This is a genomic window from Micromonospora sp. LZ34, assembly GCF_052981855.1.
In genome coordinates this window covers 80,605-106,905 of record NZ_JBRIQN010000004.1, presented here as the reverse complement: position 1 = coordinate 106,905, position 26,301 = coordinate 80,605, and the positions used below count along the sequence as shown (strand labels likewise).

The 26,301-nt window shown below is 73.1% G+C and carries 25 protein-coding genes; 4 read left to right on the top strand and 21 right to left on the bottom strand.

The window, feature by feature from the left end; translation table 11 throughout:
* Positions 1-741 precede the first annotated feature (741 nt).
* From ACVCAH_RS06630 to ACVCAH_RS06615, 4 genes are all read right to left on the bottom strand, one after another.
* Entirely contained in the window at positions 742-1,335 is a 594-nt protein-coding gene (locus ACVCAH_RS06630; protein WP_089011241.1) for a GTP-binding protein, read from the bottom strand.
* Position 1,336: 1 nt separating this feature from the next.
* The gene (locus ACVCAH_RS06625) at positions 1,337-1,714 is read right to left on the bottom strand and encodes a DUF742 domain-containing protein (protein WP_447135142.1); all 378 of its coding nucleotides are present in this window, start codon (positions 1,712-1,714) and stop codon (positions 1,337-1,339) included.
* A 98-nt stretch (positions 1,715-1,812) separates the two neighbouring features.
* A complete protein-coding gene (locus tag ACVCAH_RS06620; protein WP_067370442.1) occupies positions 1,813-2,217 on the bottom strand; it encodes a roadblock/LC7 domain-containing protein in 405 nt (134 codons plus the stop codon).
* The gene (locus ACVCAH_RS06615) at positions 2,214-5,822 is read right to left on the bottom strand and encodes a nitrate- and nitrite sensing domain-containing protein (RefSeq protein ID WP_447135141.1); all 3,609 of its coding nucleotides are present in this window, start codon (positions 5,820-5,822) and stop codon (positions 2,214-2,216) included. Before ACVCAH_RS06615 ends, ACVCAH_RS06620 begins: the two co-directional genes overlap by 4 nt.
* A gap of 342 nt (positions 5,823-6,164) precedes the next feature.
* Between ACVCAH_RS06615 and ACVCAH_RS06610 the strand changes: the two genes are divergently transcribed.
* On the top strand, positions 6,165-6,620 hold the full coding sequence (locus ACVCAH_RS06610; RefSeq protein ID WP_447135140.1) for an ATP-binding protein: 456 nt from the start codon (positions 6,165-6,167) through the stop codon (positions 6,618-6,620).
* Here the strand turns inward: ACVCAH_RS06610 and ACVCAH_RS06605 are convergent, their stop codons facing one another.
* The 4 genes from ACVCAH_RS06605 to yczE are packed head-to-tail and all read right to left on the bottom strand — an operon-like array spanning position 6,621 to position 9,350.
* Positions 6,621-7,700: an adenosine deaminase gene (locus tag ACVCAH_RS06605; RefSeq protein ID WP_447135139.1), complete on the bottom strand. Its 1,080-nt coding sequence runs from the start codon at positions 7,698-7,700 to the stop codon at positions 6,621-6,623.
* A gap of 53 nt (positions 7,701-7,753) precedes the next feature.
* Positions 7,754-8,167 (bottom strand): PPOX class F420-dependent oxidoreductase, encoded by a 414-nt coding sequence (locus tag ACVCAH_RS06600; protein WP_447135138.1) that lies wholly within the window; start codon positions 8,165-8,167, stop codon positions 7,754-7,756.
* Positions 8,164-8,733, bottom strand: coding sequence for an NADPH-dependent FMN reductase (locus ACVCAH_RS06595; protein ID WP_447135137.1), 570 nt, complete (start codon positions 8,731-8,733; stop codon positions 8,164-8,166). Before ACVCAH_RS06595 ends, ACVCAH_RS06600 begins: the two co-directional genes overlap by 4 nt.
* Positions 8,721-9,350 (bottom strand): membrane protein YczE, encoded by a 630-nt coding sequence (gene yczE, locus ACVCAH_RS06590; RefSeq protein ID WP_447135136.1) that lies wholly within the window; start codon positions 9,348-9,350, stop codon positions 8,721-8,723. The genes ACVCAH_RS06595 and yczE overlap by 13 nt, the downstream gene beginning before the upstream one ends.
* 58 nt (positions 9,351-9,408) lie before the next feature.
* On the opposite strand from yczE, the gene ACVCAH_RS06585 reads away from it, so the two are divergent.
* Together ACVCAH_RS06585 and ACVCAH_RS06580 are read left to right on the top strand one after the other, a co-directional pair.
* Complete coding sequence (locus tag ACVCAH_RS06585; protein WP_447135135.1) at positions 9,409-9,900, top strand: MarR family winged helix-turn-helix transcriptional regulator; 492 nt, start codon at positions 9,409-9,411, stop codon at positions 9,898-9,900.
* Position 9,901: 1 nt separating this feature from the next.
* On the top strand, positions 9,902-10,774 hold the full coding sequence (locus ACVCAH_RS06580) for a putative RNA methyltransferase (RefSeq protein WP_447135134.1): 873 nt from the start codon (positions 9,902-9,904) through the stop codon (positions 10,772-10,774).
* A gap of 36 nt (positions 10,775-10,810) precedes the next feature.
* On the opposite strand, the gene ACVCAH_RS06575 is transcribed toward ACVCAH_RS06580, so the two are convergent.
* The 9 genes from ACVCAH_RS06575 to ACVCAH_RS06535 all read right to left on the bottom strand — a co-directional run bounded on the left by ACVCAH_RS06575 (position 10,811) and on the right by ACVCAH_RS06535 (position 20,857).
* A complete protein-coding gene (locus ACVCAH_RS06575; RefSeq protein ID WP_447135133.1) occupies positions 10,811-11,491 on the bottom strand; it encodes a DUF4272 domain-containing protein in 681 nt (226 codons plus the stop codon).
* A gap of 107 nt (positions 11,492-11,598) precedes the next feature.
* A complete protein-coding gene (locus tag ACVCAH_RS06570) occupies positions 11,599-12,879 on the bottom strand; it encodes a thymidine phosphorylase (RefSeq protein WP_447135132.1) in 1,281 nt (426 codons plus the stop codon).
* A gap of 78 nt (positions 12,880-12,957) precedes the next feature.
* Entirely contained in the window at positions 12,958-13,665 is a 708-nt protein-coding gene (locus ACVCAH_RS06565; protein ID WP_447135131.1) for a cytidine deaminase, read from the bottom strand.
* 14 nt (positions 13,666-13,679) lie between these two features.
* A complete protein-coding gene (locus tag ACVCAH_RS06560; protein ID WP_447135130.1) occupies positions 13,680-14,960 on the bottom strand; it encodes an ABC transporter permease in 1,281 nt (426 codons plus the stop codon).
* 3 nt (positions 14,961-14,963) lie between these two features.
* Positions 14,964-16,319: an ABC transporter permease gene (locus tag ACVCAH_RS06555; protein WP_447135129.1), complete on the bottom strand. Its 1,356-nt coding sequence runs from the start codon at positions 16,317-16,319 to the stop codon at positions 14,964-14,966.
* Positions 16,316-17,854, bottom strand: a complete 1,539-nt coding sequence (locus ACVCAH_RS06550) for an ABC transporter ATP-binding protein (protein WP_447135338.1) — start codon at positions 17,852-17,854, stop codon at positions 16,316-16,318. Before ACVCAH_RS06550 ends, ACVCAH_RS06555 begins: the two co-directional genes overlap by 4 nt.
* Positions 17,855-18,115: 261 nt before the next feature.
* Positions 18,116-19,180 (bottom strand): BMP family lipoprotein, encoded by a 1,065-nt coding sequence (locus tag ACVCAH_RS06545; protein ID WP_447135337.1) that lies wholly within the window; start codon positions 19,178-19,180, stop codon positions 18,116-18,118.
* A 277-nt stretch (positions 19,181-19,457) separates the two neighbouring features.
* Positions 19,458-19,799 (bottom strand): hypothetical protein, encoded by a 342-nt coding sequence (locus ACVCAH_RS06540; protein ID WP_447135128.1) that lies wholly within the window; start codon positions 19,797-19,799, stop codon positions 19,458-19,460.
* A 65-nt stretch (positions 19,800-19,864) separates the two neighbouring features.
* Positions 19,865-20,857, bottom strand: coding sequence for a hypothetical protein (locus ACVCAH_RS06535; RefSeq protein ID WP_447135127.1), 993 nt, complete (start codon positions 20,855-20,857; stop codon positions 19,865-19,867).
* A 99-nt stretch (positions 20,858-20,956) separates the two neighbouring features.
* Between ACVCAH_RS06535 and ACVCAH_RS06530 the strand changes: the two genes are divergently transcribed.
* Complete coding sequence (locus ACVCAH_RS06530; RefSeq protein WP_447135126.1) at positions 20,957-21,562, top strand: TetR/AcrR family transcriptional regulator; 606 nt, start codon at positions 20,957-20,959, stop codon at positions 21,560-21,562.
* 55 nt (positions 21,563-21,617) lie between these two features.
* Here ACVCAH_RS06530 and ACVCAH_RS06525 read toward each other — a convergent pair whose 3' ends face one another.
* From ACVCAH_RS06525 to ACVCAH_RS06510, 4 genes are all read right to left on the bottom strand, one after another.
* Positions 21,618-23,024 (bottom strand): hypothetical protein, encoded by a 1,407-nt coding sequence (locus ACVCAH_RS06525; protein WP_447135125.1) that lies wholly within the window; start codon positions 23,022-23,024, stop codon positions 21,618-21,620.
* Complete coding sequence (locus ACVCAH_RS06520) at positions 23,021-23,392, bottom strand: hypothetical protein (protein WP_447135124.1); 372 nt, start codon at positions 23,390-23,392, stop codon at positions 23,021-23,023. Before ACVCAH_RS06520 ends, ACVCAH_RS06525 begins: the two co-directional genes overlap by 4 nt.
* A gap of 63 nt (positions 23,393-23,455) precedes the next feature.
* The gene (locus ACVCAH_RS06515; RefSeq protein WP_447135123.1) at positions 23,456-24,163 is read right to left on the bottom strand and encodes a glycosyltransferase family 2 protein; all 708 of its coding nucleotides are present in this window, start codon (positions 24,161-24,163) and stop codon (positions 23,456-23,458) included.
* 238 nt (positions 24,164-24,401) lie between these two features.
* Positions 24,402-26,210, bottom strand: coding sequence for a glycoside hydrolase family 13 protein (locus tag ACVCAH_RS06510; RefSeq protein WP_447135122.1), 1,809 nt, complete (start codon positions 26,208-26,210; stop codon positions 24,402-24,404).
* Positions 26,211-26,301: the final 91 nt, after the last annotated feature.

The following is a 26,301-nucleotide window of genomic DNA, read 5'->3' as shown; positions in this document are numbered from 1 at the left end:
CCCGTCATCGTCGACGCCCGCCCCTACGGCCTGGCCAAAGCGCGGCCAGCGACGCCCCCGCCGGTCCTCAGAGACACGCGGCCGCCGTTGGTCTTTCAGCCTGCACCGTGCCGGCCCCGCCTCCCCGCGGTACCGGTGCCCACGTTCGTCCGCCAGCGGGCGGTACACGGGCCCGGACGCCGCCCTGAGCCCGTCGTCGGCACCGCTCCCGTCCCATCTGCTGCCCCCGGCACCCCGAGGCGCTCCGGCACGCGGTCTCCGGTCACGCGGACGCGCCGGCCGCGCTTGCGGCGTCCGCCGTAGACGGCATGCCGATCGCCCGCATGAGTCAGACGGGCCGCCGATGTCACGACGGACGCCCGCACACAGCCCTACGGTGTCCACCGTCGACGGCGTACCGACCGACGCGCCAGGCGGGCCGGATGCGGGCGACGCCCACACGGCGGTAGACGTCCACCGTGTACCGCGGAGCGGCCGACGGCGTGCGTCGGGTGGTCGGCGCCCGCTCAGTGCTCGACGTCCACCGTGGATCACTAGACGTGCCGCAGAACGAGTCGGGTGGGTGGCGGCGTCGCTGACGGGCGCAGCGCACCACGGTGGACGACGCGGCGGCCGGAGCGGGGACAGGGCAGGACGCCCGAGGGCGACGGGGGCCACCGGGTGCGGGGCGGCGACGTCGGCCCGCACCAGGGCAGCAACCAGCGCCCGGTGGCACGGGGCCACCGGGCGCTGGGCGGACGATCAGGCCGGCGCGACCGCGCGCGAACGGCGCATGGTGAGCACGTACTCGACCAGCGAGATCAGCACGTGCTTCGTCGACTCCCGATTCCGGGCGTCGCAGGCCACCACCGGCACGTCGCTCGAGATCGCCAGCGCGTCCCGGACGTCCTGCGGGTCGTGGTACTGCATCCCGTCGAAGCAGTTGATGGCCACCAGGTACGGCAGCCGCCGGTGCTCGAAGAAGTCGATCGCCGCGAAGCAGTCGGCCAGCCGGCGGGTGTCCACCAGCACGACCGCGCCGATCGCCCCGCGCACCAGTTCGTCCCACATGAACCAGAAGCGGGTCTGACCCGGCGTACCGAACAGGTACAGGATCAGGTCGCGGTCGATCGAGATGCGGCCGAAGTCCATCGCCACCGTGGTCGTCGTCTTGCCCGGCACCTGCCGGGTGTCGTCGACGCCCACGCCGGCGGAGGTCATGATGGCCTCGGTGGTCAGCGGCGTGATCTCCGAGACCGAGCCGACCAGCGTCGTCTTGCCGACGCCGAATCCACCGGCGATAACGATCTTCGCCGACGTCACGCGCCCGCTCGGGGTCGGCGGGCGGTGCGACATGTCAGAGCCTGCGAAGTCCACTCAGCACCCTCTCCAGCAGTTCAGTGCCCACCGCGTCGTCCGAGTCGTCCAGGATGGTCGGCTCGTGGACCGCGACCAGGCCGTCCGTCGCCATGTCGGCGATGAGCACCCGGGCCACACCGAGCGGGAGCTGCATCCGCGCCGCGATCTCGGCTAGCGACTGCACGCGTCCGTCACACAGCGCGGCGATGTACTGGTGCTCGCGGCCCTGGCCGCTGCTGCCGTTGGCAGCGGCCCTGCCGCGCACCGTCGTCTCGACGAGCGCCTCCAGCGCGATGTCGAGTCGGGGGCGGGTACGACCACGGGTCACGGCGTAGGGACGGACCAACGCTCCGGTCGGTTCGTCACGATCAACCATGTCGCCGCTCACCTCCTTCGTACCCGGCACCGGCTCCATCCGATGGAGCCCGTCTCTCTTGTCGTTGCTGCGCCGCCGACCTCGAGGTCAGCAGGACGTCAGCCCAACATGCCCGCGGCCGCGCGCGGCTGCGGGGTCAGTGCGTCGCCCACCCGGTCGACCAGCAGGGCCATCTCGTAACCGACCTGCCCGACGTCGCAACTGCGCGCGGCGAGCACGGCGAACGAGGAACCGTCGGAGATGGACATCAGGAACAGGAAGCCATTGTCCATCTCCACCACCGTCTGCAGCACCGCGCCTCCCTCGAAGCAGCGGGCCGCGCCCTGGGTCAGGCTGACCAGGCCGGACGCGATCGCGGCCAACTGGTCGGCCCGGTCACGCGGGAGATCCCGTGACGACGCGAGGAGCAGGCCGTCCGCGGAGACGGCGACCGCATGCGCGACACCGGGCACCCGGTCGGCGAAGTTGGCCAGCAGCCAACCGAGATCCTGCGTAGTTGTCATCCTTCTTGCTCCTTCTGCCCGCTCCCGGCCATCGGGCCTGAGCCAGACTGCGAGGATTGCTGCCCTCCCGGAGTCTCCTCCGGGCTGGTCGGGTTGCTGTCGGACGGGTGGCTACGCCCTCGCTGGACGCCGCGGTGATAGGCGGAGAGCAGGCCACGGACGGACTCCGGCGTCCGCCGTTGCACCGAGGTGGTCGGCTTCTCCACCGCGCCGGGCACCAGCTGCGCCATCGGGGTGCGCTTCGGCAGCCCGGTGGGCGTGGTGGCCGCCACCGGCACCGCGCTGGCGGCCGACGCCGCCCGCCAGCCCTCGTCGGCCGCGGTCTCCCAACCGCTCTCGCCCGGCTGCGGCGACCGCCGGCTGGCGAGGCCCTCGGCGGCGGCGGGGCGGCCCCCGCCGTTCGCTGTCGCCCCGTTCTCGCGCGGCGCTCCTCCGGCCGTCGGTGTCTGTGCCATCGGTGCGTTACCTGTCGTTGCGGGTGGTGTCTGCTGCACGGCGCGACCCGCGGCGTCGACCCTGGCGAACTGCTGGGTCGCGGCGGAGCCGTTCGTCGCCGCCGCCTGCCCGGCGCCGGCCGCCTCCTCGGGACCCGGTCGACGGGTACGGAACCAGGCGGACTCGAGCTCCCGGAAGATCGGCAGCTCCATCGTCTCGTCCGCGTACCGCTGCCGGTTCTGCGCCTGCGGGGTCGTCGGTCGGGCCGGCGCGGGCGGTGCGGCCGGGGTGGCGGCCGGTCGGGCCATCGGGGTCGGCGCCGGGTTCGGGGCCGGCTGGTCCGTACGCGGCATCCGCGGCAGCTCGGTGGTCATGTCCAGCGCGGCGGCCAGCCGCTCGGGCACCGGCGGGGTGGCCGGGTCCCGGTCCGCCCCGGCGACCGGCGGCCAGGCCGGCGGCGCCGAGGTGTTCGGCGGCGTCACCGGGCGCTGCGGCAGCTGGCCACCCGACGAGACCGGCTGACCGGAGACCGGCATCCCGGAGACCGGGGACGAGGAGACCGGCATGCCCGAGACCGGCGGGGAGGAAACCGGCGGCCCCGAGTACGGCGGAGCCGAGTGCGGCGAGCCCGAGTACGGCGGAGCCGACTGCGGCGACCCCGAGTACGGCGGCGCCGACTGCGGCGACCCCGAGTACGGCGGCGCCGACTGCGCCGACCCCGAGTACGGCGGGGCCGAGTGCGGCGGCACCGGCGGAGCGGAGACCGGCGGCGGGAAGTACGGCCGCGCCTCCGGGCTGCTCGGCAGCTGCCGCGGGATGCCGGACTGCTGGCCGGTGGTGCCCGGGTCGGCGTCGGTCGCCCGCCGCTGCGGCAGCGGGTCGATCGGCTGGCCGTTAGTGGTGCGCGGGGCGAAGGCGTCGCCGCCGTTGGCCCCGGTCGCGCCGGTGAGGTCCGACCAGGCCGGCATGCCGCGCCCGGCGCCGGCCGGGGCCGGGCTGCCGGTGCCGTTGCGGGGCGCCGGCTCGAACGGGCGGCCACCCAGGGTGACCTGGTTGCCGGACTCGCTCGTCCGCGGGCTGTTGGGCAGGTTGCCGAGCGCCGGCAGCGCACCGAAGGCGGGTGCCGGGCCGGACGACTGCGGGTTGCCGGCGGGCAGCGCCGGGGCCGACTGCGCCCGCCCGGCCAACGCCCGGGGGACCAGCACCGACGGCGGCAGCGTGACGTCCGCCACGGTGCCCCGGTCGGCGCCGGGACGCAGCTCGACCTTCACCCCGTGCCGGGACGCCAGCCGGGCGACCACGACCAGGCCCATCATCCGGGAGACGGCCACGTCCACCTGCGGCGGCGTGGCGAGCCGCTCGTTGAGCTCGTACAGCTGGTCGGGGCTGATGCCGATGCCGCGGTCCTCGACGTAGAGCGAGGCGCGGTCGCCGACCCGGCGGGCCTCGATCATCACCTGCGAGTCCGGCGGCGAGAACGCGGTCGCGTTGTCGAACAGCTCGGCGACCAGGTGGACCAGGTCGTTGACCGCGTGCGCGGCGACCTCGATGTCCCGGTCGATGACCCCGAACTCGATCCGGGTGTAGTGCTCGACCTCGGACTGGGCGGCCCGGAGCACGTCGATCAGCGCGGCCGGCTCCCGCTGCACGCGGGTCGAGTCGGCACCGGCGAGGACCAGCAGGTTCTCGTCGTTGCGGCGCATCCGGGTGGCGAGGTGGTCCAGCTGGAACAGCTCGGCCAGCCGGTCCGGGTCCTCCTCGCCGCGCTCCAGCCGGTCCAGGTGACCGATCAGCCGGTCGACCAGGATCTGCGACCGGCGGGCCAGGTTGACGAACATCGTCGCGACGGAGGCGCGCAGCGCGGCCTGCTCGGCGGCGGTCCGGACGGCCTCCAGGTGGACGGCGTTGAACGCCTCGGTCACCTGGCCGAACTCGTCCTTGCTGCGCACCGGCAGCGGCTCGGCGATCTGGTTGGCCAGCTGGGTCGGGGAGAGCTGCCCGGTGACCTGCGGGTCACGCAGTCGGGCCACCGCCTGCGGCAGGCCGTACTGGGCGACGGAGAGGGCGCCCTGGCGCAGGTCGCGCAGCGAGCGGGCCATCGAGCGGGCGACCAGGTAGGCGAAGAGGATGGCCAGCAGCAGCATGCTCAGCAGCAGGCCGGACTCGAGGAACACCTGGCGCTGCACGCCCGAGCGGATGTCGTCGGCCTTGGCGACCACGTCGCGGTCGAACTTCGACTCCACGATGCGGATCAGGTCGGCGTTGGCGACGATGGCCGCGTCCCACTGGTTGGCGTCGAACGGCGCGCCGGCCAGGGTGTCGCTGGTGTTGGTGTCGCGCAGCCAGGCCCGGTAGGTGTTGGCTTCGCGCAGGTCGGGACCGGCGACGGTGCCCTGGTAGAGGTCCCGCTCGGCCTGGTTGGCGACCACTCCGAAGCTCTGGCGCGCCTGTTCCTGACCGGTATCGCTGGAGATGTAGTCGGTGCGCAGGGCCGGGGTGATCTTCTTGAAGATCAGCACCCGGTGCACCACGTTCCGCTGCTGGGAGAGGAACTCCTTGTGGCGGGCGACGGCCGTGGCGGCGCGCATCCGGTCGCTCAGGTCGCTGTCACCAGCCAGTTGGGTGGCCGAGTCGCGGACGGCCAGCAGCCGGTTGATGATCTCGTCGTACTGCTGGACGGCCGGGACGAGACCGTACTTGCCGTTGAGCACCTGGCTGCGGGTGGCGGGCAGGTCCTTGAGGTCCCCGTCGATCTCGTCCAGCAGCCGCTCGAAGTTCGTCGGCAGGTCCTCGACCTCGGCCCGCTGCTGCGAGTAGGGCGCCCGGGCCTGGTCCACCCGGCCGTTCGCCTGGTTGTACGCGTCCTTGTAGGGGTCCGCCTGGGCCGGCGGCGCGCCCAGCAGCCGCAGCGCGGCCGTCCGCTCGTCCTGCAGGTTGTCGACCAGGTCACCCGAGTAGCCGACGAGGCTGGCCAGGTCGCCGGCCCGGTTGGCGTTGTTGAGCGTCTGCAGGTGGTCGATCAGACCACTGGTACCCACGACGACCGTGGCGATGGTCGGCACGATCATGATGAGACCGAGCTTGGACCAGATCGGCATGTCGCGGAGCCGACCGGCCGGCCGGCGCAGCCGCGACAGGAAAGAGCCCGCCGTCTTTGGCCGTTTGCTCACGTCACCGCCCTCGCGATTCAGCGTCCGCGTTGCCCTCGGGCAACGCCCAGCGGCCGACCCGGCGGGTCGGACCATCCGAGATTCCATCACGCCGCCCCGCAAGAAGAAAGCCCAGGTTGGCCCTCGCCGAAGGTGTGATGAGATGTTGATGCGATTTGATAGCAATCCGTCTGGCCGGAGTCACTGAAGGTAATGGATCACCCCCACCGCGTTGTGCTGCTCGCGGGCCCCTCAGGGTCCGGAAAGTCGTACATAGCGCAGCGAACCGGGCTTCCGGTGCTGTGCCTGGACGACTTCTACAAGGACGGCGATGACCCTACGTTGCCACGGCAAAACGGCCAGGTGGACTGGGAGTCGCCGCTCTCCTGGGACGCCGTCGCGGCCGTCGAGACAATTGCCCGACTGGCCCGGGAGGGTCGGGCGGACGTGCCGGTCTACGCCATCGACGCCGACCGCCGGGTGGCCACCCGGCCATTTGATATCGCCGGTTCGCCACTTTTCGTGGCCGAAGGGATTTTCGCCGCCGAGATCGTCGAGGAGTGCCGGCGGCGCGGGCTGCTCGCCGGGGCGTACGCCCTGCGGCGGCCGCGCGGCGCCACCTTCGTCCGCCGGCTGGCCCGCGACCTCGCCGAGCAGCGCAAGGCGCCCCGGGTGCTGATCCGGCGCGGGGTGGCGCTGCTGCGCGCGGAGCCGGCGGTGCTGCGCCGGCAGACCGGCCTGGGCGCGGAGGCCGCCCGGGCCCGCGAGGTGCTGCGCGGGGTGTCCGGCCTGCTCGCCGGCCACCCGCACCGCCGGTGATCAGGGCAGCAGCTTGGCGTACGCCGGCTTGATCACCTCGTCGATGATCTGCAGCCGCTGGTCGAACGGGATGAACGCGCTCTTCATCGCGTTGATGGTGAACCACTGCAACTCGCGCCAGCCGTAGCCGAACGCCTCCACCAGCAGGGCCATCTCGCGCGACATCGAGGTGCCGCTCATCAGCCGGTTGTCGGTGTTCACGGTGACCCGGAAGCGCAGGTCCCGCAGCAGCCCGATGGGGTGCTCGGCGATCGACGCGGCGGCGCCGGTCTGCACGTTCGAGGACGGGCACAGCTCCAGCGGGATCCGCTTGTCCCGCACGTACGCGGCCAGCCGGCCGAGCTTCGGCTCCGGGCCGGGGGTGATGTCGTCGACGATGCGCACCCCGTGGCCGAGCCGGTCCGCCCCGCACCACTGGATCGCCTGCCAGATCGACGGCAGCCCGAACGCCTCGCCGGCGTGGATGGTGAAGTGGAAGTTCTCCCGCTGGAGGTACTCGAAGGCGTCCAGGTGCCGGGTGGGCGGGAAGCCCGCCTCGGCGCCGGCGATGTCGAAGCCGACCACCCCGACGTCCCGGTGCCGCACCGCCAGCTCGGCGATCTCCTGCGAGCGGGCGGCGTGCCGCATCGCGGTGAGCAGGGTGCCGACCCGGATCGGGCTGCCCGCCTCGGCCGCCATGGCGCTGCCCTCGGCGAAGCCGGCCAGCACCGCCTCGACCACCTCGTCCAGCGACAGGTCCCGCTCCAGGTGCTGCTCGGGGGCGAACCGCACCTCGGCGTAGACCACCCCGTCGGCGGCCAGGTCCAGCGCGCACTCCCGGGCCACCCGGCGCAGCGCCGACGCCGTCTGCATGACGGCGACGGTGTGCGCGAACGTCTCCAGGTAGCGCTCCAGCGAACCCGAGTCGGCCGCCTCGACGAACCAGCGACCCAGCGCCACCGGGTCGGTGGTGGGCAGTTCGTGGCCGACCTCGGCGGCCAGCTCGACGACCGTCGCCGGCCGCAGGCCGCCGTCGAGGTGGTCGTGCAGCAGCGCCTTCGGAACCTTGACGATGTCCTCGTACCGGATTGTCGCGACCATGCCCAGACCCTAGTCGGCACCCGCCTGCCGGCCGATCCGACCGGCGCAACGGGTCAGGGACGCCAGCCGTAGACCCGCTCGACGGCGAGTCGCAGCACCAGCCGGCCGTCGGCGACCATCGCCGCCCGGTAGTCGGCCCAGTCGGGGTGTTCTCCCCGGATCTCCCGGTAGACCTCGACCAGCTCCTCGACCGTGGCGTCGTCCTCGGCGGCGGCCGGCGGGCTCAGGGTGACCAGCCCCTCCGCGACGGCGTACGCCCCGCCGTCGGCCGTGCTGACCTGGAAGCTGGCCCGCGGGTCGCGGCGCAGGTTGCGTACCTTGGCCCGGTCGGCGGTGGTCGAGCACCGGATCAGGCCGGGCTCGGCGAGGTAGTCGACGTTGGAGAGCTGGGGTCGGCCGTCCCGGCGGAGGGTGACCAGGACGCCCCGCCCGCGCCGCCCGAACAGCTCCCAGAGCCGGGCGCTCACGCGGGCACCCGCAGCGGCGCGAGGGCGGCGGCGAGCCGGGCCACCTCGTCGAGCATCGCCTCGGCGGCGACGTCCCGACCGGCGTCCGGCACCAGCGCGCCGGTGTCGTCGAGCGCCTGGCGCAGGAACACGGTCACCGCCTCGTTCGCCGGCACCATCTTGAGGGTGGTCACCACCTGCTTGATCATCTGGACCGCACGCAGGCCCCCGGAGGTCATGCCGTAGCTGACGAAGCCGACCGGCTTGTACTGCCACTCGGTGTAGAGGTAGTCGACGGCGTTCTTCAACGGCGCGCTGAAGCCGTAGTTGTACTCCGGCATGACGAAGACGAAGGCCTCCCCGGCGTCGACGATGGCGCTCCACTCGCGGGTGTGCCGGTGCAGGTAGCGCCCCTCGGACGGGTGGTGCGGCTCGTCGTGGAAGGGAAGGTCGAGTTCGGCGAGGTCGACCAGGCGCACCTCGTCGAAGGCGCCGTGGCGGGTGGCGAGTTCGGTGAACCAGTCGCCGATCCGGCGGCCCACCCGGCCGGGCCGGGTGCTCGCGACGATGACGGTCAGGCAGGGCATGGCGGGGTCACTCCGATGGGGGTGGGCCGGCCGGCGGCCGGCACGGTGAACTTCGGGATGAGGTGGTGCGCCAGCGGCCCGATGCTGACCGCGTAGAGCAGGGTTCCGGGCCCGACGGTGCCGCCGAGCGCCCAGCCGAGCGCGAGTACGCCCAGTTCGATGGCGGTGCGTACCCGGCGGATCGGCAGGCCCCGGGCGGCCAGCCCGGTCATCAGGCCGTCGCGCGGCCCGGGGCCGAGGCGCGCACCGAGGTAGAGGGCCGTGGCCAGCCCGTTGAGCAGGATGCCGGCGACCAGCAGGCCGGCCCGGGCGGCGACCGGCCCGACCGGGGGCAGGACGGCGAGCACGGCGTCGGCGGTCACGCCCACCACCACCGCGTTCGCCACCGTGCCGAACCCCGGGCGCTGCCGCAGCGGGATCCAGAGCAGCAGCACGGCGACCGCGACCAGGTTGACCACCTGGCCGAGGGGCAGCCCGGTCCGCTCGGCCAGGCCCTGGTGCAACACGTCCCACGACGCGAGGCCGAGGTCGGCCCGGACCATCAGGGCCACGCTGACGCCGAAGAGCACGAGACCGGTGAACAGCCGGAGCAGCCGCCCCGGAAGTTTGGTTGACATGTCACTCACCCTAGGAGCGGGTTGGTGACGTGTCAACCAGATGACTACGATGACCGGCATGGAGCAACCACGCTGGCTCGACGAGCGGGAGCAGCGCGCCTGGCGCGGCTACCGCCGGATGCGCCGCCTGCTCGACCTCGAACTGGCCCGCGAGCTGATGCGGGACGCCGGGCTCTCCGAGCCCGACTACGACGTCCTCTCCGATCTCTCCGAGACCCCCGGGCAGCGGCTGCGGCTCAGCGAACTGGCCGACCGGATGCTCTGGTCCCGCAGCCGGCTCTCCCACCACCTGACCCGGATGCAGCAACGCGGGCTGGTCACCCGCGAGGAGTGCGCGACGGACGGCCGGGGCGCGATCGTCACGCTGACCGCCGCGGGCCGGCAGGCGATCGAGGCCGCCGCCCCCGGCCACGTGGCGGCCGTCCGGCGGCACCTCATCGACCTGTGCACGCCCGAGGAGATCGCCGCCCTGGACGCGCTCACCCACCGGGTGATCGCCCGCCTGACCGATCCCGACCGCCGCGCGGCGCCGACCGCACCGGGCGCCTGACGTGGACGCCCGCATCGTCGACCAGCTGCGCTGCCCGGTCTGCGGCCAGCCGCTGGCCGAGGCGACCGCCGGCACCGCCCGCGCGCTGCGCTGCCCACGCCGGCACAGCTTCGACGTGGCCCGGCAGGGCTACGTGAACCTGCTCGCCGGCCGCGCCCCGCACGCCGGGGACACCGCCGAGATGGTGGCCGCCCGGGCGGACTTCCTGGCCGCCGGGCACTACGACGTCATCTCCGCCGCCCTCGCCGAGGCGGCGACGGAGGCTACGGCCCGGGTCGGGGCGGCGCCGGGCGCCGGGGCGTACCCGCTGGTGGTGGACGCCGGAGCGGGGACCGGCCGCTACCTCGCGACGGTGCTGGCGGCGCTGCCGGACGCCGTCGGTCTGGCGCTGGACGTCTCGAAGCCGGCGCTGCGCCGGGCGGCCCGGGCCCACCCGCGCGCCGCGGCGGCGCTCGCCGACACCTGGCAGCGGCTGCCGCTCGCCGACGCCTCGACCTCGGTGCTGCTGAACGTCTTCGCCCCGCGCAACGGCGCGGAGTTCCACCGCGTCCTGGACCCGGCCGGAGCGCTGCTGGTGGTCACCCCGGCCGACGACCACCTCGCCGAACTGGTCGGCGCGCTCGGCCTGCTCCGGGTCGACCCGGCCAAGCCGGACCGGGTCGCGGAGAGCCTCGGCGACCGGTTCAGCCTGGAGACCGAGACCGGCCTGCGGCGGGAGCTGGCGCTGACCGGCCCGGAGGTGGCGACGCTGGTCGGCATGGGGCCGAGCGCCTGGCACACCGACCCGGCCGGGCTCGCCGCCCGGGTGACCGCCCTGCCCGAACCGGTACGGGTGACCGTGTCGGTCCGGCTGACCGTCTGGCGTCCGCGCTGACCGGTCTGGCGTCCGCGCTGACCCGGAGCCGTCGGCTCAGGTGGAGAGGTCGACCTCTTCCCAGCCCGGAGGCTCGTCGTGGTACGGCCCGCGCAGGATCACCGCCCACTCCAGCGCCCACCGTCGCTGCCCGATCGCGTTGGCGTCCACCAGGCCGGGCGGCGTCCGGCCGGCCCGCTGCACGTCCAGGTACGCCCAGTCCAGGCAGTAGTGCAGGTCGAGCAGGGCCGCCGCGTCGGCGGGGTGCTGCGGGGCGGCCAGGATGCGCGTGCGCCACTGCCCGAAGGTCTCCCCGCCGGCGATGTACGGCATCCGCTCCACCAGCCGCTCGTCCACCGGCAGCGTCGGGTCGAGCTGCTTGGTCAGCCCGAGCACCCAGGCCAGCGCGAAGAGCGCGTCGTGGTGCAGCACGAACGAGCGGTGGTCGCCCCGGCCGCCGGTGACGAACTGCCACTCCGGCGGGGTGACCATCTCGACCAGGTGCGAGGCGAGCAGCCAGCTCATCGCGGCCTGCGGCGGCATCCCGAAGCAGCGCGCCAGGATCAGGTGCAGCACCGCCACCCGCGCCTCGATCTCGGCCGTGGGGCGTAGCTTGATCTGGTCGCCGGGCTCCCAGACCAGCGGGAACTGCGGCGGCGGCAGGGGCAGGCGCAACCGGGACAGCTCGTCCAGGCTGGCTTCGCGCACCTCACGGGGGTCGGGGGCAGCAACGATCACGGCGGAAAATTCCTGTCTGCTCGCGACGGCTCAGCGCCGGTGTTCCCCCTTGGCCTGGGAGAATAGCGTTCCCAGGTGACCAGCACCATGCCGCCCCGGCGGGCCGCTCAGCCGATCCGCTCGATCACCAGCGGGGTCGCGGCCGGGGCGGTCGGGGAGATCCGCACCGCCCGCTCCGCCTCGGCCAGCGCCGCCGGGATCCGCCCGGCGTGCTCGGCGCGCAGCTCGTAGAGGGGCTCGCCGGCCCGCACCGCATCGCCCGGGCGCTTGTGCAGCAGCACGCCCGCCGGCACGCTGACCGGGTCCTCCTTGCGGGCCCGGCCGGCGCCGAGCCGCCAGGCGGCCACCCCCATGGCGTACGCGTCGACCGCCGCGACGAAGCCGTCCGCGTCCGCGCGCACCACCTCGACCTCGTTCGCGGTCGGCATCGGGGCGTCCGGGTCGCCGCCCTGGGCCCGGATCATCGCCCGCCAGGCGTCCATCGCCCGGCCGTCGCGCAGCGCGGCCGCCGGGTCGGCGTCCGGCAGGCCGGCCGCGTCGAGCATCTCCCGGGCCAGCGCCAGGGTCAGCTCGACCACGTCGGCCGGGCCGCCGCCGGCCAGCACCTCGACCGACTCGGTCACCTCCACCGCGTTGCCGATGGCCCGGCCGAGCGGGGTGGACATGTCGGTGAGCAGGGCGACCGTACGCACCCCGTGGGCGCCGCCCAGCTCCACCATGGTCCGGGCCAGCTCGCGGGCGTCGTCGACGGACTTCATGAACGCGCCGGAGCCGACCTTGACGTCGAGCACCAGCGCGCCGGTGCCCTCGGCGATCTTCTTGCTCATGATCGAGCTGGCGATCAGCGGGATCGCCTCGACGGTGCCGGTGACGTCGCGCAGCGCGTACAGCTTGCGGTCGGCGGGGGCGAGCCCCTCGCCGGCCGCGCAGATCACCGCGCCGACGTCCCGCAACTGGGCGATGAACTCGTCGTTGCTGAGCGCCGCCCGCCAGCCCGGGATCGACTCCAGCTTGTCCAGGGTGCCGCCGGTGTGCCCCAGGCCGCGCCCGCTGAGCTGCGGCACGGCCGCGCCGCAGGCCGCCACCAGCGGGGTCAGCGGAAGGGTGATCTTGTCACCGACGCCGCCGGTGGAGTGCTTGTCGGCGGTCGGGCGGTCCACCGCGGAGAGGTCCAGCCGCTCCCCGCTGGCGATCATCGCGGCCGTCCACCGGGCGATCTCCGCCGGGGTCATGCCGCGCAGCAGGATCGCCATGGCCAGCGCCGACATCTGCTCGTCGGCGACCAGCCCCCGGGTGTACGCGTCCACCACCCAGTCGATCTGCCCGTCCGACAGCACCCCGCCATCCCGCTTGGTCCGAATGACGTCAACGGCAGCAAAAGTACTCACCTTGAAGTTCCTATCAGTCGTTGTGCGACCGGCCCTGAAGCCCAGCCGGCCCGAGAGCCGGCGCGATCGGATCCGAGCTCAGGCACCGGGCCAACGAACCGGGATCTCCATCGGCGGCTCGCCCTCGCCGGCCCAGAAGATGGTGCCGGCCGCGTCGACCACCACCACCCGGGGCGTCCGGGCCAGCCCCCAGGTGATCGCCTCCGCCGGGTCGTCCCAGCTCGGGCCCTCCTCCAGCACCCCGGTCTCGGCGCCGGCATCGTCCCCGGCCGACCGCTCCCAGTACGCCGTCCACACCTGCTGGCCGGCGGAGAGATCGGGGTGCACGAAGACGGTGCCGCGGCCGCGCCAGGCGGCCAGCCGCTCCGGCACCACCGGCAGCGGGGTTTCGCCGACCACCTGCTCCAGGTCCTCCACGCCGAAGGCGTGCGGCAGCAGCTCGGCCATCCGCAGCGGCCGGCCCTTCGCCTCGATCAGGCAGTCCGGGCCGCCGTTCTCCCAGAGCAGCTGCCGGCACCGGCCGCACGGCATCAGCGGCTCGCCGGTGGCGTCCACGCAGGAGAGCGCGACCAGCCGCCCGCCGCCGGTGGCGTGCAGCGAGGAGACCACGCCGCACTCGGCGCAGAGCACCACGCCGTACGCGGCGTTCTCCACGTTGCAGCCGACCACCACTCGGCCGTCGTCGACCAGGGCGGCCGCCCCGACCGGGAACTTCGAGTACGGCGCATACGCGTGCCGCATCACCTCGGTGGCGGCGGCCCGCAGCCGGGCCCAGTCGATCTCCATGACGCGCTCTCCCGTCAGCCCTTGATGTACGGCTTGCCGTCCGCGGCCGGCGCCCGGACCCGGCCGACCAGCCCGGCCACCGCCAGGATCGTCGCCAGATAGGGCAGCATGGCCAGGAACTGGCTCGGGATCACGCTGTTGATCGCGCCGAGGTACGTGCCGAGCTGGTCGGCGAAGCCGAAGAAGAGCGCCGCGAGCAGGGCCCCGGTCGGGCTCCACCGGCCGAAGATCAGCGCGGCCAGGGCTATGAAGCCCTTACCGCCGATCATGTTCTTGGTGAACGAGTAGAGCGCCAGCGTGTAGGAGGCGCCACCGATGCCGGCGACCACGCCGGCGAGCAGCACGTTGCGGTAGCGCAGCCCGAGCACCCGGACGCCCAGGGTGTCGGCCGCGGTCGGGTGCTCGCCGACCGCGCGGGTACGCAGCCCCCAGCGGGTCCGGAACAGCGCGATGTGGATCACCAGCACCAGCAGCAGGCCGAGGTAGAGGAAGATGTTGCCGCGGAACAGCGCCGGGCCGAGCACCGGGATGTCCTTGAGCAGCGGGATCTCCCAGTTGGTGAACCGCGGTGCGCTGTTGTACCGCTGCGCGTTGGTCTGCATCAGCCGCTCGTAGAGGAAGCCGGTGACACCGACCGCGAGCAGGTTGAGCACGATGCCCATGACCACCTGGTCGACCAGGTAGCGGATGGCGAAGATGGCCAGCAGCAGCGAGATGAACGCGCCGCCGATCGCCGCCGCGACCAGGCCCACCCAGACGTTGCCGGAGATGCTGCCGAAGAGCGCGCCGCTGAAGGCGCCCATCAGCAGCTGGCCCTCGATCGCCACGTTGACCACGCCGGAGCGCTCGCAGAGCACGCCGGCGAGCGCGCCGAAGATCAGCGGCAGGGCCAGGATGAACGTGCCGCGGACCATGTTGACCAGCGGCATGAAGTTCTGCCCGGCCGGGGCGGCGGAGACCTGCCAGCAGAGGAAGGAGAGCACGAAGCCGACCAGCCCGACGCCGAGCACCAGGACGAACCAGCGCTTCGGCAGCCCGGCGAGTATGGCCGCGCCGGCGGCGATCGCGACGACGCCGAAGAGGATGGCGCCGAACGTGCCGTTGATCTCCAGCGCGGCGCCGGCGGCGTCCTCGCTCAAGGTGAACCGGGCCTGCTGGTCGGTGGCGAGGGCCCCGAAGAGCACCGCCCCGATGAGGCCGAGGCCCAGCAGCGTCAGGCCGATCTTCCGGGTACGGGTCCAGAAGCCCTCGTCGACCGGGGCGACCGCGATGTCGGGGACAGCCATGGTGGACATGAGTTACCAGCCCTTCGCCAGGCTCGTCTGCAACCGGGCGGCGCGTGCGGCCCGGAGCTGGAAGATCGCCTTCACCAGGGCCGGCGCGGCGATGAAGATGACGATCAACGCCTGGAGCACGGTGACCAGCTCCAGTGAGATCCCCGAGTACGACTGCATCCGGTTGCCGCCGGCCTGGAGCGCGCCGAAGAGCAGCGCGGCCAGAGCCACGCCCCACGGCTTCACCCGGCCGAGCAGCGCCACCAGGATGCCGTCGAAGCCGATCTGCGCGACCACCAGCGGGGTCAGCGCGCTGGCGGTGGAGCCGAGCACCATGTTCGAGCCGCCGAGGCCGGCCAGGATCCCGGAGAAGACCATGATCAGCACGTACGTCCGGGTGACGCTGATGCCGGCGGTCCGCGCGGCGTCCGGGTTGGCGCCCACCGCGCGCAGCTCGAAGCCGAGCGTGGAGCGGTTGAGCAGCCAGGCGACCGCCCAGGTGGCCAGCACTGCGAGCAGGATGCCGGCGTGCACCCGCAGGTTGTCACCGAGCAGCCGGGGCAGCTGGGCCGAGACGTCCACCGGCCGGCTGATCGCGTCGGTCCGGTTCGGGTCCTGGATGCCGTTCTGCACGATCAGCCAGGTCAGGAAGTACGTGGCGATGTAGTTGAGCATGATCGTGTTGATCACCTCGTGGGCACCGGCCTTGGCCTTCAGGATGCCCGGGATGAAGCCCCAGATCGCACCGCCGAGCGCACCGGCGAGCACCGCGACCAGCAGGTGCAGGCCCGGCGGCAGCGGCAGCAGGAAGCCGGCCAGCGCGGCCAGGATGACGCCGACGGTGGCCTGGCCCTGCGCGCCGATGTTGAACAGGCCGCCGCGGAAGGCCAGCGCCACCGAGAGCCCGGTGAAGACCAGCGGCGCGGTGTAGGTGAGCGTCTCGGAGATCGGCGCGAGGACCGCCTCCCAGCCGTTGCTGCCGTCCAGCCAGCCGGAGAACGCCTCCGGGTCGAAGACCGCGCCCTTGAAAAGGTTGGCGTACGCCTCGCTGACCAGCGTCCAGCTGGCGTTGATCGCGTCGGACGGCCGGGCCGTGATGTAGCTGTAGGTGGCCAGCACGTCCGGGTCCGAGACGATGATCAGCACCGCGCCGACGATCATCGCGAGCACCAGCGACAGCAGGGTCACGGTGAACGTGTTGGCGGCCCAGAGGTTGTCCAGGAACAGCCGCCCCAGCGACGGCCGGCCCCCGTCGCCCGGCTGCTGCGGCGTGGTGGCCGTCTCGGCCCGCTCGGTGTTGCCGAGCGCGTTCTGCGCGGCCTGCGCCTCGGTCGCCGGCTCCTTGTCCGGGGAGCCCGACCGGGGATCTTGGTTCGTCATGCCTTGTCCTCGCTACCTGGGCCCTCGGGAGCCGCCGCACCGTCGGCGGCCGCCGTCGGGTCGCTGCCCGCCGTCGGACCACCGGTCGCGTCGGGGGTGATACCGGCCATCAGCAGGCCGATCTCCTCACGCGGGGTGTCCGGGCCGACCACGCCGATGATCCGGCCGCGGTACATCACGGCGATCCGGTCGGCCAGGCCGATCACCTCGTCGAGTTCGCTGGAGACCACCATGACGGCGGTGCCGATGTCCCGCTCGCGGATGACCCGGCTGTGGATGAACTCGATGGAGCCGACGTCGACGCCGCGGGTCGGCTGGGCGGCGATGAAGAGCTTCAGCGGCCGGGACAGCTCCCGGGCCACGATCACCTTCTGCTGGTTGCCGCCGGAGAGCGTGCCGACCGGCGCCTCGGCGGAGGAGGTACGGACGTCGAACTGCGCGATCCGCTCCTTGGCCGACTTGGCGATCTCGTCCGGCTTCAGCGCGAGCCCGGCGCCGAATGGCGGCCGGTCGTAGATGTCCAGCACCAGGTTCTCCGCGACGCTGAACTCCTTGACCAGGCCGTCGACGCTGCGGTCCTCGGGCACGTAGCCGACGCCGGCGCGGAGCACCTTCTTGGTCGACCAGCCGTGCACCGGCTGCCCGTCGAGGGTGACCGTCCCGGCCAGCAGCGGACGCAGACCCATGATCGCCTCGATCAGCTCGGTCTGGCCGTTGCCCTGCACGCCCGCGATGCCGAGCACCTCGCCCGCGTGCACGGTGAGGTCCACCCCGTCCACCGCGCGCACCTGCCGGTCGTCGTCGACGACCAGGCCGGCGACCTCCAGGACCGGCCGGCCCGGCGTGGCGGGGGTCTTGTCCACGGTGAGCCGGACGCTCCGGCCGACCATCAGCGCGGCCAGCTCGTCCCGGCTCGCCTCCGGCGACGCGGTGCCGACGGTCCTGCCGCGCCGGATCACGGTGATCCGGTCGGCGATCGCCTTGACCTCGCCGAGCTTGTGGGTGATGAAGACGATCGACTTGCCGGCGGCCTTGAGCGACCGCATCACGGCGAGCAGTTCCTCGGTCTCCTGCGGGGTGAGCACCGCGGTGGGCTCGTCCAGGATCAGCAGGTCGACGTCGCGGGTGAGCGCCTTGACGATCTCCACCCGCTGCTGGATGCCGACCGGCAGGTCCTCGATCACCGCGTCCGGGTCGACCCGCAGGTTGTACCGCTCGGAGACCTCGGTGACCTGACGCCGGGCCCGGCGCCGGTCCAGGAAGCCGGCGAGGCCGCCGCGCACCTGCTCGGCGCCGAGCATGATGTTCTCCGCCACGGTGAAGACCGGCACCAGCATGAAGTGCTGGTGCACCATGCCGATCCCGGCCGCGATCGCGTCCGACGGGCCCTTCAGCTTCAGCGGCTGGCCGTCGACCAGGATCTCGCCCTCGTCAGGCTGGTAGAGCCCGTAGAGCACGTTCATCAGGGTCGACTTGCCGGCGCCGTTCTCGCCGAGCAGGGCGTGGATCTCTCCAGGCTCCACCGTCAGGTCGATGTGGTCGTTGGCGACCAGATCACCGAACCGCTTGGTGATGCCGCGCAGTTCGAGTCTCAGCGCAACCTCCTGGAGTGCGAAGCGATGGTGCAGCGTAGCTGCCGGCCGGTCGCGGCGCGGGGCCGGTCGTCGGGTGGAGCGGATCGGCCGCCCCGGCCGCCGCGGGAGTTCACCCGCGGCGCCGGGGCGGCCGGTTCGTCGTGCTGTACCGCTCGCCGGCCTATCCGGGTGATCGTCTCACCGCGGGCAGCCGGCGGAGCGTCACTTCGGCTGGGCCTTGGAGGTGACCGTGACCGTGCCGGCGGCGATGTCCGCCTTCAGCTTGTCGACCTCAGCCTTCAGCTCGGCCGGAACCTTGCTGTCGAACTCGTGGTACGGGGCGAGCGAGACACCGTTGTTGGCCAGCGTGCCCAGGAAGCCCGGGTTGGCGCTGAGCTTCTCGCCACCGGCGGCCTTGAGCACGGCCTCCTTGACGGCGTCCGGGATGTTCTTCACCACGGTGGTGATGATGGCCGGGCAGTCCGGGGTGCTCTCGCAGCCGTCGACGTCCACCCAGATGGTGTTGTACTTGCCGCCCGAGGCCTTCGCCGCACCGGTGGTGCCGAGGCCGGCGCCGCCGGCGACCGGCATGATGATGTCGGCGCCCTGGGCGACCAGCGCGTCGCTGACCTTCTTGCCCTCGTCCTGCTTGACGAAGTCGTTGGTGAAGGAGCCGTTCTGGGTGGCCTTGTCCCAGCCCAGGACCTTGACGCTCTTGCTCTTGGTCTTGTTGTAGTGGGCCACGCCGTCGGCGTACCCGTCCATGAAGATGGTCACCGGCGGGATCTTCAGGCCGCCGTAGGTGCCGACCGTGCCGGACTTGGTCATCCCGGCGGCCAGGTAACCGGCCAGGAAGCCGGCCTGGGCGGTGTCGAACTGCATCGGGTAGACGTTGCTCTCCGGCAGCTTCGCGTCGACGATGCCGAACTGCTGGTTCGGGTTCGCCTTGGCGATCTTCGAGGTGGCGTCGCCCATCAGGCCGCCGACCGCGAGGATGAAGTCGCACTTCTGGTTGACGTACTGGGTCAGGTTCGGCTCGTAGTCGGCCTCGGCCTTCGACGCCACGTACTTGATGTCGATGTTGTCGTTCTCGGCCTTGGCGGCCTCCAGGCCCTTCCAGGCGGAGGTGTTGAACGACTTGTCGTCGATGCCGCCGACGTCGGTCACCATGCAGGCGCTGTACTTCTTGCCGCCGTCACCGGCGCCGTTGTTCTCCTCGGGGGCCTCACCACACGCGGCGGCGCTCAGTACGAGCCCACCCACCGCGAGGACCGAGGCGATCCGCATCCCACGCACCGAGCGCAAGACGTCTCCTTCCCAGTGCACACCGCGGGTCGCGCGGTGGCAGCCCATTAGCCGGCCTGGCGACTTGCCGCCGGCGTCCCACGTTACGGACGGGAGCGTACGCCCGCGCCCACCCACCGGCCGACAATCGTGCACGACTGTTGAGTGGCTGTTACCCCTACGTAACCCTTGGGTGGGCCAAGTCACTCTCGATGCTGGTAGGCGAGCGTCCCGACGTCGTCAACGTCCGCTTTCCGGGGCCGTCCCCCTGTCGGGGACGTTACCGCCAGAAAACCGCCACCGCCGCGTTGACCAGGGTCAGAGCGACGATCGCGAGGAAATGGCCGCGGTTGACCACGTCACGCTTCCGGGAGAAGAAGACCATGACGAAGATCAGCAGCGCGAGCACCAACTTGGTAACGAGTTTGGCCGGGGCCGGCTCGTCGCCGTCGCGCAGCGGCGCGGCGAGGCCGATGCCGGTCAGCAGCATGATCACCGCGCCCCAGAGCATGGCCGGGTTGATCCGCAGCCGGCCGCTGACGTACTGGACGACGGCCCCGCCCAGCAGCAGCGCGAACCCGATCAGGTGGACGTAGCGCAATATCAGTCTGAGAGCTTCCACGGCGACCATCTTCCCCTATCAACGACAGTTTGTAGTAGGGGCGCGGGGCGGATCGGGACGCGGGGTCAGGCGGCGACCTCCGCGGGCCGCGCGGCGACCGGCTCGCCGGCCGGGGCCGGGGTGCGCCGGGCCAGCAGCACCAGGGCGAGGCCGACCGCGGCGTAGCCGGCGAGCACGGCGAGCGGCGTGCCGGCGCCGGCGCCGCCGAAGAACGCCACCGAGCGGAGCAGCGTGCCGCCGGCACCGACCGGCAGCGCCTGCCCCACCGCCCCCCACGGCTGCGGCAGCAGCTCGGGGGCCGCGCCGACCGCCGAGAGCGGATTGCCGACCAGGAAGACCAGCAGGGCGCCCAGCCCGATCCCCGGGCGGCCGAGCAGTGCGCCGAGGCCGGTGACGATGGCCGCGGTGGCCAACCCGAAGAGCCCGATCGCGGCCGCCTCGGCGAGCCAGTCGCCGCCGAGCAGGCCGAGCCAGCCGTGCAGCACCGCCACGCCGATCCCGCCGGCCAGCACGGCGTACGCCGCCAACCCGGCCAGCCGGGCCGCCCGGCCGGTGACCAGCAGGGCGAGCAGCACCCCGGCGAGCATGCTGGTCAGCGCCAGCGGCAGGAAGCCGGCGGCGAACCCGGCGCCCCGCGGGTCGTCCGGGTCGGCGGGAACCACCTCGACCACCGGCACCGGCCGTCCGGCGGAGAGCTGGCCGGCCGCCTCGGTGAGCAGCGCCGCCACCGTCGGGCTGGCGGCCGGGGCGGTGTGCAGGGCGACCCCGCCCGGGCCGGCGACGAAGGCCGCGTAGACCTCGCGGTCGCGCAGCGCCCGGTCGGCCGCCGCCGCGTCCGGCAGGGTGGTGACCTCGAACGCGCCGGGCCGCGCGGCGGCGAGCCGGCCGGCCAGCTCGGTTGCGGCGGGGGCGGGGCCGGCGACGGCGACCGGCAGGTCGCGCGGCGCGAGGTTCGCGGCCGGCGCCGAGAACAGCGGTACGAGCAGCGCCTGCACGCCCGCCACCAGGACGGCGGCCAGCACGGCCAGCAGCAGGGGCGACCGGGTACGGGTCGACATTGATCCCACTCCTAAAACGAACGCTCATTCTTTATAAGCCTCAGGTTCCTCCCGAACGGGGCGGCTGTCAAGAGCGAACGTTCGCTTTACGATGTATCCGTGCCACGTGTCTCGGCCGAACACCTCGCCGCCCGCCGCCGCCAGATCGTCGACGCGGCCCGCCGCTGCTTCCTGCGGGAGGGCTTCCACCGCACCTCGATGCAGGACGTGATCGCCGAGGCGGGCCTCTCGGTCGGCGCGGTCTACCGCTACTTCCCCAGCAAGACCGATCTGATCAACGCCATCGCCGAGCAGGCGGTCAGCGGAGCCGGCGAGGTGCTCGCCGAGTTGGCCCGGCACGACCCGCCGCTGCCGCTGGTCGAGGCGCTCGACCGCATCCTGACGTACGTGGAGACCCAGCTCGGGCCCGACGGCGTGCTCCGCATCGCGATCCAGGTCTGGGGTGAGGCGCAGCGTGACCCGGCACTGGCCGCGTTCGTCGCGGAGAAGTACAGCGGCTTCCGCACCCAGTTCGGAGTGCTGGTCCGGCGGGCCCAGCACGCCGGCGAGCTGCCCGCCGACGCCGACCCGGACGCCATCGCCGCGGCGCTCTTCGCTCTGGTCCCGGGCTGGTTCACCCAACGCATCCTGACCGGCGCGCCGGACCGGCGGACCTACCTCGCCGGGGTGCGGGCCCTGCTCGGCGCGACCCCGTCGCGGGGCTAGCTCCGGCCACGCCCGCCGGCAGGTCGGAGATCGGCGAGGTGGTCCGGGTGGCGGGTCACCCGCTCGGCACCCGCAAGTCGGCCGCCGGGAGCTCCGAAGCGCCGCCGGCCGGCCCGGCCACCTCGTCCGGCGTCGGCTCTCCTGCCGCCGGTTCGTCGCTCCGGTCGGCACTGACGGCGACCGCGACCCATCCGGCGCAGCTCACCGCCACCAGCAGGACGACCAGCACGGCGACCCGGTACATCGAGGTGCGCAGCCACCACTCGATGTCGTTCGGCCCCAGCACGTAGGTCAACGTGAGGACGGCCAGGTAGAACCCGCAGACCGCCCAGAGCCACCCGTCCGACCCGAGGCCGGCCCTGCGGCGTCGTCCCCGCAGGAACAGCGCCCCCAGCACCGCCACGACCAGCGCGCCCACCACCACCGGACCGACCAGATCGCGTAGCGCCCGCAGGGTCACCCGGTAGCGCTCCAGCGTCTCCGGGTTCCAGCCGAGCGCCGTGCCTGGGCCGGCGCCCTCCGCGATGTCGGAGCGGGCACCCAGCAGCCGGGCCAGCAGCGCCCAACCGCCCCCGGCCAGGACGGGAAGCCAGACCAGCCAGGCCCGGCGCAGCTGGGCCCGGGCCCGCACCGTGACCAGAACCGCGACCGCGCCCGCGACGACCAGGCCCTCGTTCTTGGTCAACGCCGCCACGGTCAGCAGCAGCAGGGCCAGCGCCGGTCGACGCAGCGGGTCGGCCGCCAGGAGCAGCGCCACCACGGCACCCGCCAGGGCGGCCGACCAGAGCGGATCGGCGTAGCCGCTGGTGACCGCGTGCGGCGCGGTCGACCAACTGGCGAGGCCGACCCCGGCGGCGAGCGCCCAGGCGGCCGGGGCGGGGGCCCACGCGAGCACCCGGCGCACGAGATGCACCAGCATCGCGACCGCCGAGAAGCTGATCAGCGCCCCGATCGCCTGTGCGGTGCGGAAGTCCGGCCCGGAGACACTCCACACCGCCGCCACCGGCGCCGAGGCGAGCGGTGGGTAGTCGGTGTGCGAGAAGGCGAAACCGGCACTGCCGATGGCCTCCCGGGCGTACCCGCCGTCCTGCCCGAAATAGCCGGCGTGCAGCCACCAGATCGAGTGCGAGTCCCAGCGCGTGGCCGGTTCGAGGACGAAGAGCATCGGTGGGAGCAGCGGGAGAGCGGTCAGCAGCGCGTGCGACCAACCGCCGTAGGGCGCCGGCGCGCCGGGCCGGCGTAGCAGCCACCAGGCCAGCACCGCCGCCGCGGGCAGCACCAGCGCGAGCCAGAGCACCAGCGGCCCGCCGACGAGGATCATCAGGATCACCGCGGCGGTGCTCATCAGCGCCGCCACCAGGGGCGCGAGCAGCACGGCGAGGTACGGGCTGCGCAGCAGCGCGTACGCCAGCGGAAACCCGCCGAGCACGAGCGACAGGCCGGCGGTCACAGGCGTCCTCAACCGGCCCTCCGGACGATCAGCCGGACCCGTGGGCCGGTCGGCCCGGGTTGCGCCACGTCGACGACGCCCACCAGGTAGTCCGCGGCGTCCGGCCGCGCGACGACCACGCTGCCGGCCAGGGCGGCGAACTCGGCCAACCGCTGCCGCCAGAGGGACTTGTCACCGGTCGCCGGCACCCGGTACACCCGGCTGCCCGGCGGCACCTGGTCGGCGAACTCGCGGCGCAGCGACTCGAAGTCCACCTGGTCGCGCCGACCCTCCACGTTGTACCCGGGGTCGCGCAGGTACGTGACCCCGTAACCGGTCGCCCGCCAGGCCCCTTCGCCGGTCACGACCAGGCAACCGACGCCGACGGCTGCCACGACCACCCGGACGACGAGGCGGCCGACGGCCCCCGAACCACGCTCTCCCGCCATCACGACCGGCGCCGGTCAGCTGGCAGGGGTGCCGGCGGGACGGCGGCGGACGCGCTCCCGGCCCAGGATCCACAACGCCTCGATCCCGTCCCGCCAGGTGATCTTCTTGCCGTCCTCGCGGCCCCGCGCCCGGTAACTGATCGGCACCTCGTAGGGCCGGATCCGCCGCCGCAACAGCTTCCCGGTCACCTCCGCCTCCATCCCGAACCCGCGGGAGCGGATCTCCAACGACCGGTAGAGGGCGACCGGCATCAACTTGAAACAGGTCTCCAGGTCACCGATGTACGAGTTGAACAACATGTTCGCCGCCGTCGTGACGCCCTTGTTGCCCATCACGTACCAGAAGCTGTACGCGCTGTGGCTGCCGAAGGTCCGATTGCCGTACACCACGGTGGCCCGGCCGTCGAGCACCGGGGCGAGCAACTGCGGAATGTCCTGCGGGTCGTACTCCAGATCCGCATCCAGGATCACCAGGTAATCGCCCCGGGCGTGCTCCACCGCCGTCCGGATCGCGGCACCCTTGCCCGCGTTGCGGGGATGCGTGACCACCCGCAACCGGGCGTCATCGGTGCGGCCCAGGATCTCCCCCGTGCCGTCCCGGCTCCCGTCGTCGACCACCACGAGTTCGATCTCGCACGGGTACTCCACCGCCAGCGCCTGCTTCACGGCGTCCGCGACGCGCGCTTCTTCGTTGTAGACCGGCATGAGGATCGACAGCTTCACGGGATTCTCCAGTGATCAACGGGCGCGGGCGCAGGGCACGCGGGTGGCCTCGCCGATGACGCGCCAGTGAAGCAGATCGGAGGCGGGCGTTGGTGTCCCGGTGACCAAACCATTCCATAAGGGAGGCATCGCCGCGCCGGCGGCACCTCTCGACGCCCGTTCCCGCGCGTCATCCGGCGTCTCTCCCGTGGGCGCACCTCACCGCATCCCGCCGTGGAAATCGGCGGTGCGGCGGAGGTCAGAGGCGCCAGACCTGGAAGGTCGGACCGTCACCCGGCAGGGTGGACGCGCCGTCGGCGTCCGGCCGCAGCGCCGGCGCCCCGCCGTAGACGTTCTCGCCGGCCGGCAGGCCGACCAGCCGGACCGGCGCCCCGGCCGCGCGGCGGGCCAGCACCAGCACCGTCCCGGTCGGCGCCTCGCGCAGGAACACCAGGGTGTCGGCGTCGGCGTGCAGCCAGCGCAGCCCACCGCGGCGCAGCGCGGGCTCGGCGTGGCGCAGCGCGATCAGCGCCCGGTAGGCGGCGAACGTGCCCGCGTCCCAGCTCTCCGGCCGGTGCCACGGCATCGGGGTCCGCGATCCCTCGCCGTTGTCGCCGGTCAGCCCCAGCTCGTCACCGGCGAAGACCATCGGGGTGCCGGGCATGGTGGCGAGCAGCCCGGCGGCGATCTCGTGCCGGGCGGCGTCGCCGACCACCGTCCGGATCCGCGCCGAGTCGTGCGAGCCGAGCAGCTGCCACGAGTGGACGTACGACCGCCAGGAGATCAGCGACCGGTAGGTGTTCATGGTGGCGAGCACCGAGTGGGCGTCCCGGCGCACCACCCCGCCGGGGGTGCCGAGGAAGTTCGGCACCGGCTGGTCGCCGTGCCGCAGCCAGGACCAGACCGGGTCGGTGAAGCCGACGTAGTTCATGGTGCCGTGCCAGCCGTCCCGGTCCAGGTCGCCGGTGTGGTCGTGGCCGTGCTCGGCCATCAGCAGCCCGTCGGCCCGGGTCTGCACGACCACCCGGCGCAGCAGCGCCGCCACCTCGTGGGTGTACGCGTCCGCGCCCCGCCGGCCGGTCATGTTGGCCACGTCCACCCGCCAGCCGTCCAACCCGTACGGCGGGCGCAGCCAGCGGCGCAGCAGCGCGTCGTCGGCGGTGGCGAAGCGCCGGCGCAGCTCGGCGCTGCCCCAGTTCAGCTTCGGCAGCGACTTGACCCCGTTCCAGGACTCGTAGTCGCCGGTCACTTCGTCGAAGTAGTACAGCTCGCGCTCGGCCGCGTGCACGTCCGAGGCGGCGGCGGTGAACCACTGGTGGGCGTCGCCGGTGTGGTTGCTGGTGATGTCGCCGAGCAGCCGCCAGCCCCGGGCCCGTACCGCGTCGGCGAGCCGGGCCAGCCCCGCGTCGCCGCCGAGCAGCGGGTCGACGGTGTCGAAGCTGGCCGCGTCGTAGCGGTGGTTGGAGCGGGCCGGGAAGATCGGGGTCAGGTAGACGGTGTTGACGCCGAGCCGGGCCAGGTGGTCCAGCCGCTCGGTGACGCCGTCCAGGTCGCCGCCGTAGAACTGGCGCGGGGTCTCCGGGCCGCGCCCGACGACCGGGGTGTCCCAGTCGCAGGGGATCGCCCAGTCGGGCAGCGGCCGGCCGTCGGCGGCGGCCGAGCGGGCGAACCGGTCCGGGAAGATCTGGTAGATCACCGCGTCCCGGGCCCAGGCGGGCGGCGGGTCGTAGGACACCAGCCGGAAGTCGCCGTTGTCCGGCACGTCGTGACCGACCAGCCCGGCCGCGTTCAGCCAGCGGTGGCCGCGCGCACCGGTGAGCATGAACCGGTAGTTGCTGACCGGGTTGCGCACCTCGACCGCGGCCCGCCACCAGACGTCGCCGCCGGCGGTCCGGTCGACCACCGCCTCGATGAACCGGGGTTCCCCGTCGCCGGTGGTCCGCACGTGCACCTGCCGGACGTCGGCGCCGGCCGGCATCCGGACGAAGACGTCGACGGTGTCGCCGAGCGACGGCTGCTGCTCGGGGACGTACAGCTCGGACCCGTCATGGTGCGGCCGGGACGACATGATGGGACCTTTCGCGTTGGTCGGCCGGGGGCCGCCGGTGTCGGCGCGGAGCGGCACGCTCGCCTCCCGCAGGACGGCGAGCGGCCACCCC

What these genes read in the sequence shown, in the direction of transcription:
- ACVCAH_RS06605 (WP_447135139.1), bottom strand. Translation starts at nt 7,700, where the DNA reads ATGGTCGCGACAATCCGGTACGAGGACATCGTCAAGGTTCCGAAGGCG.
- ACVCAH_RS06595 (WP_447135137.1), bottom strand. Translation starts at nt 8,733, where the DNA reads ATGCCCTGCCTGACCGTCATCGTCGCGAGCACCCGGCCCGGCCGGGTG.
- ACVCAH_RS06545 (WP_447135337.1), bottom strand. Translation starts at nt 19,180, where the DNA reads ATGCGGATCGCCTCGGTCCTCGCGGTGGGTGGGCTCGTACTGAGCGCC.
- ACVCAH_RS06560 (WP_447135130.1), bottom strand. Translation starts at nt 14,960, where the DNA reads ATGTCCACCATGGCTGTCCCCGACATCGCGGTCGCCCCGGTCGACGAG.
- ACVCAH_RS06535 (WP_447135127.1), bottom strand. Translation starts at nt 20,857, where the DNA reads ATGTCGACCCGTACCCGGTCGCCCCTGCTGCTGGCCGTGCTGGCCGCC.
- yczE (WP_447135136.1), bottom strand. Translation starts at nt 9,350, where the DNA reads ATGTCAACCAAACTTCCGGGGCGGCTGCTCCGGCTGTTCACCGGTCTC.
- ACVCAH_RS06565 (WP_447135131.1), bottom strand. Translation starts at nt 13,665, where the DNA reads ATGGAGATCGACTGGGCCCGGCTGCGGGCCGCCGCCACCGAGGTGATG.
- ACVCAH_RS06585 (WP_447135135.1), top strand. Translation starts at nt 9,409, where the DNA reads ATGGAGCAACCACGCTGGCTCGACGAGCGGGAGCAGCGCGCCTGGCGC.
- ACVCAH_RS06620 (WP_067370442.1), bottom strand. Translation starts at nt 2,217, where the DNA reads ATGACAACTACGCAGGATCTCGGTTGGCTGCTGGCCAACTTCGCCGAC.
- ACVCAH_RS06625 (WP_447135142.1), bottom strand. Translation starts at nt 1,714, where the DNA reads ATGGTTGATCGTGACGAACCGACCGGAGCGTTGGTCCGTCCCTACGCC.
- ACVCAH_RS06510 (WP_447135122.1), bottom strand. Translation starts at nt 26,210, where the DNA reads ATGTCGTCCCGGCCGCACCATGACGGGTCCGAGCTGTACGTCCCCGAG.
- ACVCAH_RS06555 (WP_447135129.1), bottom strand. Translation starts at nt 16,319, where the DNA reads ATGACGAACCAAGATCCCCGGTCGGGCTCCCCGGACAAGGAGCCGGCG.
- ACVCAH_RS06630 (WP_089011241.1), bottom strand. Translation starts at nt 1,335, where the DNA reads ATGTCGCACCGCCCGCCGACCCCGAGCGGGCGCGTGACGTCGGCGAAG.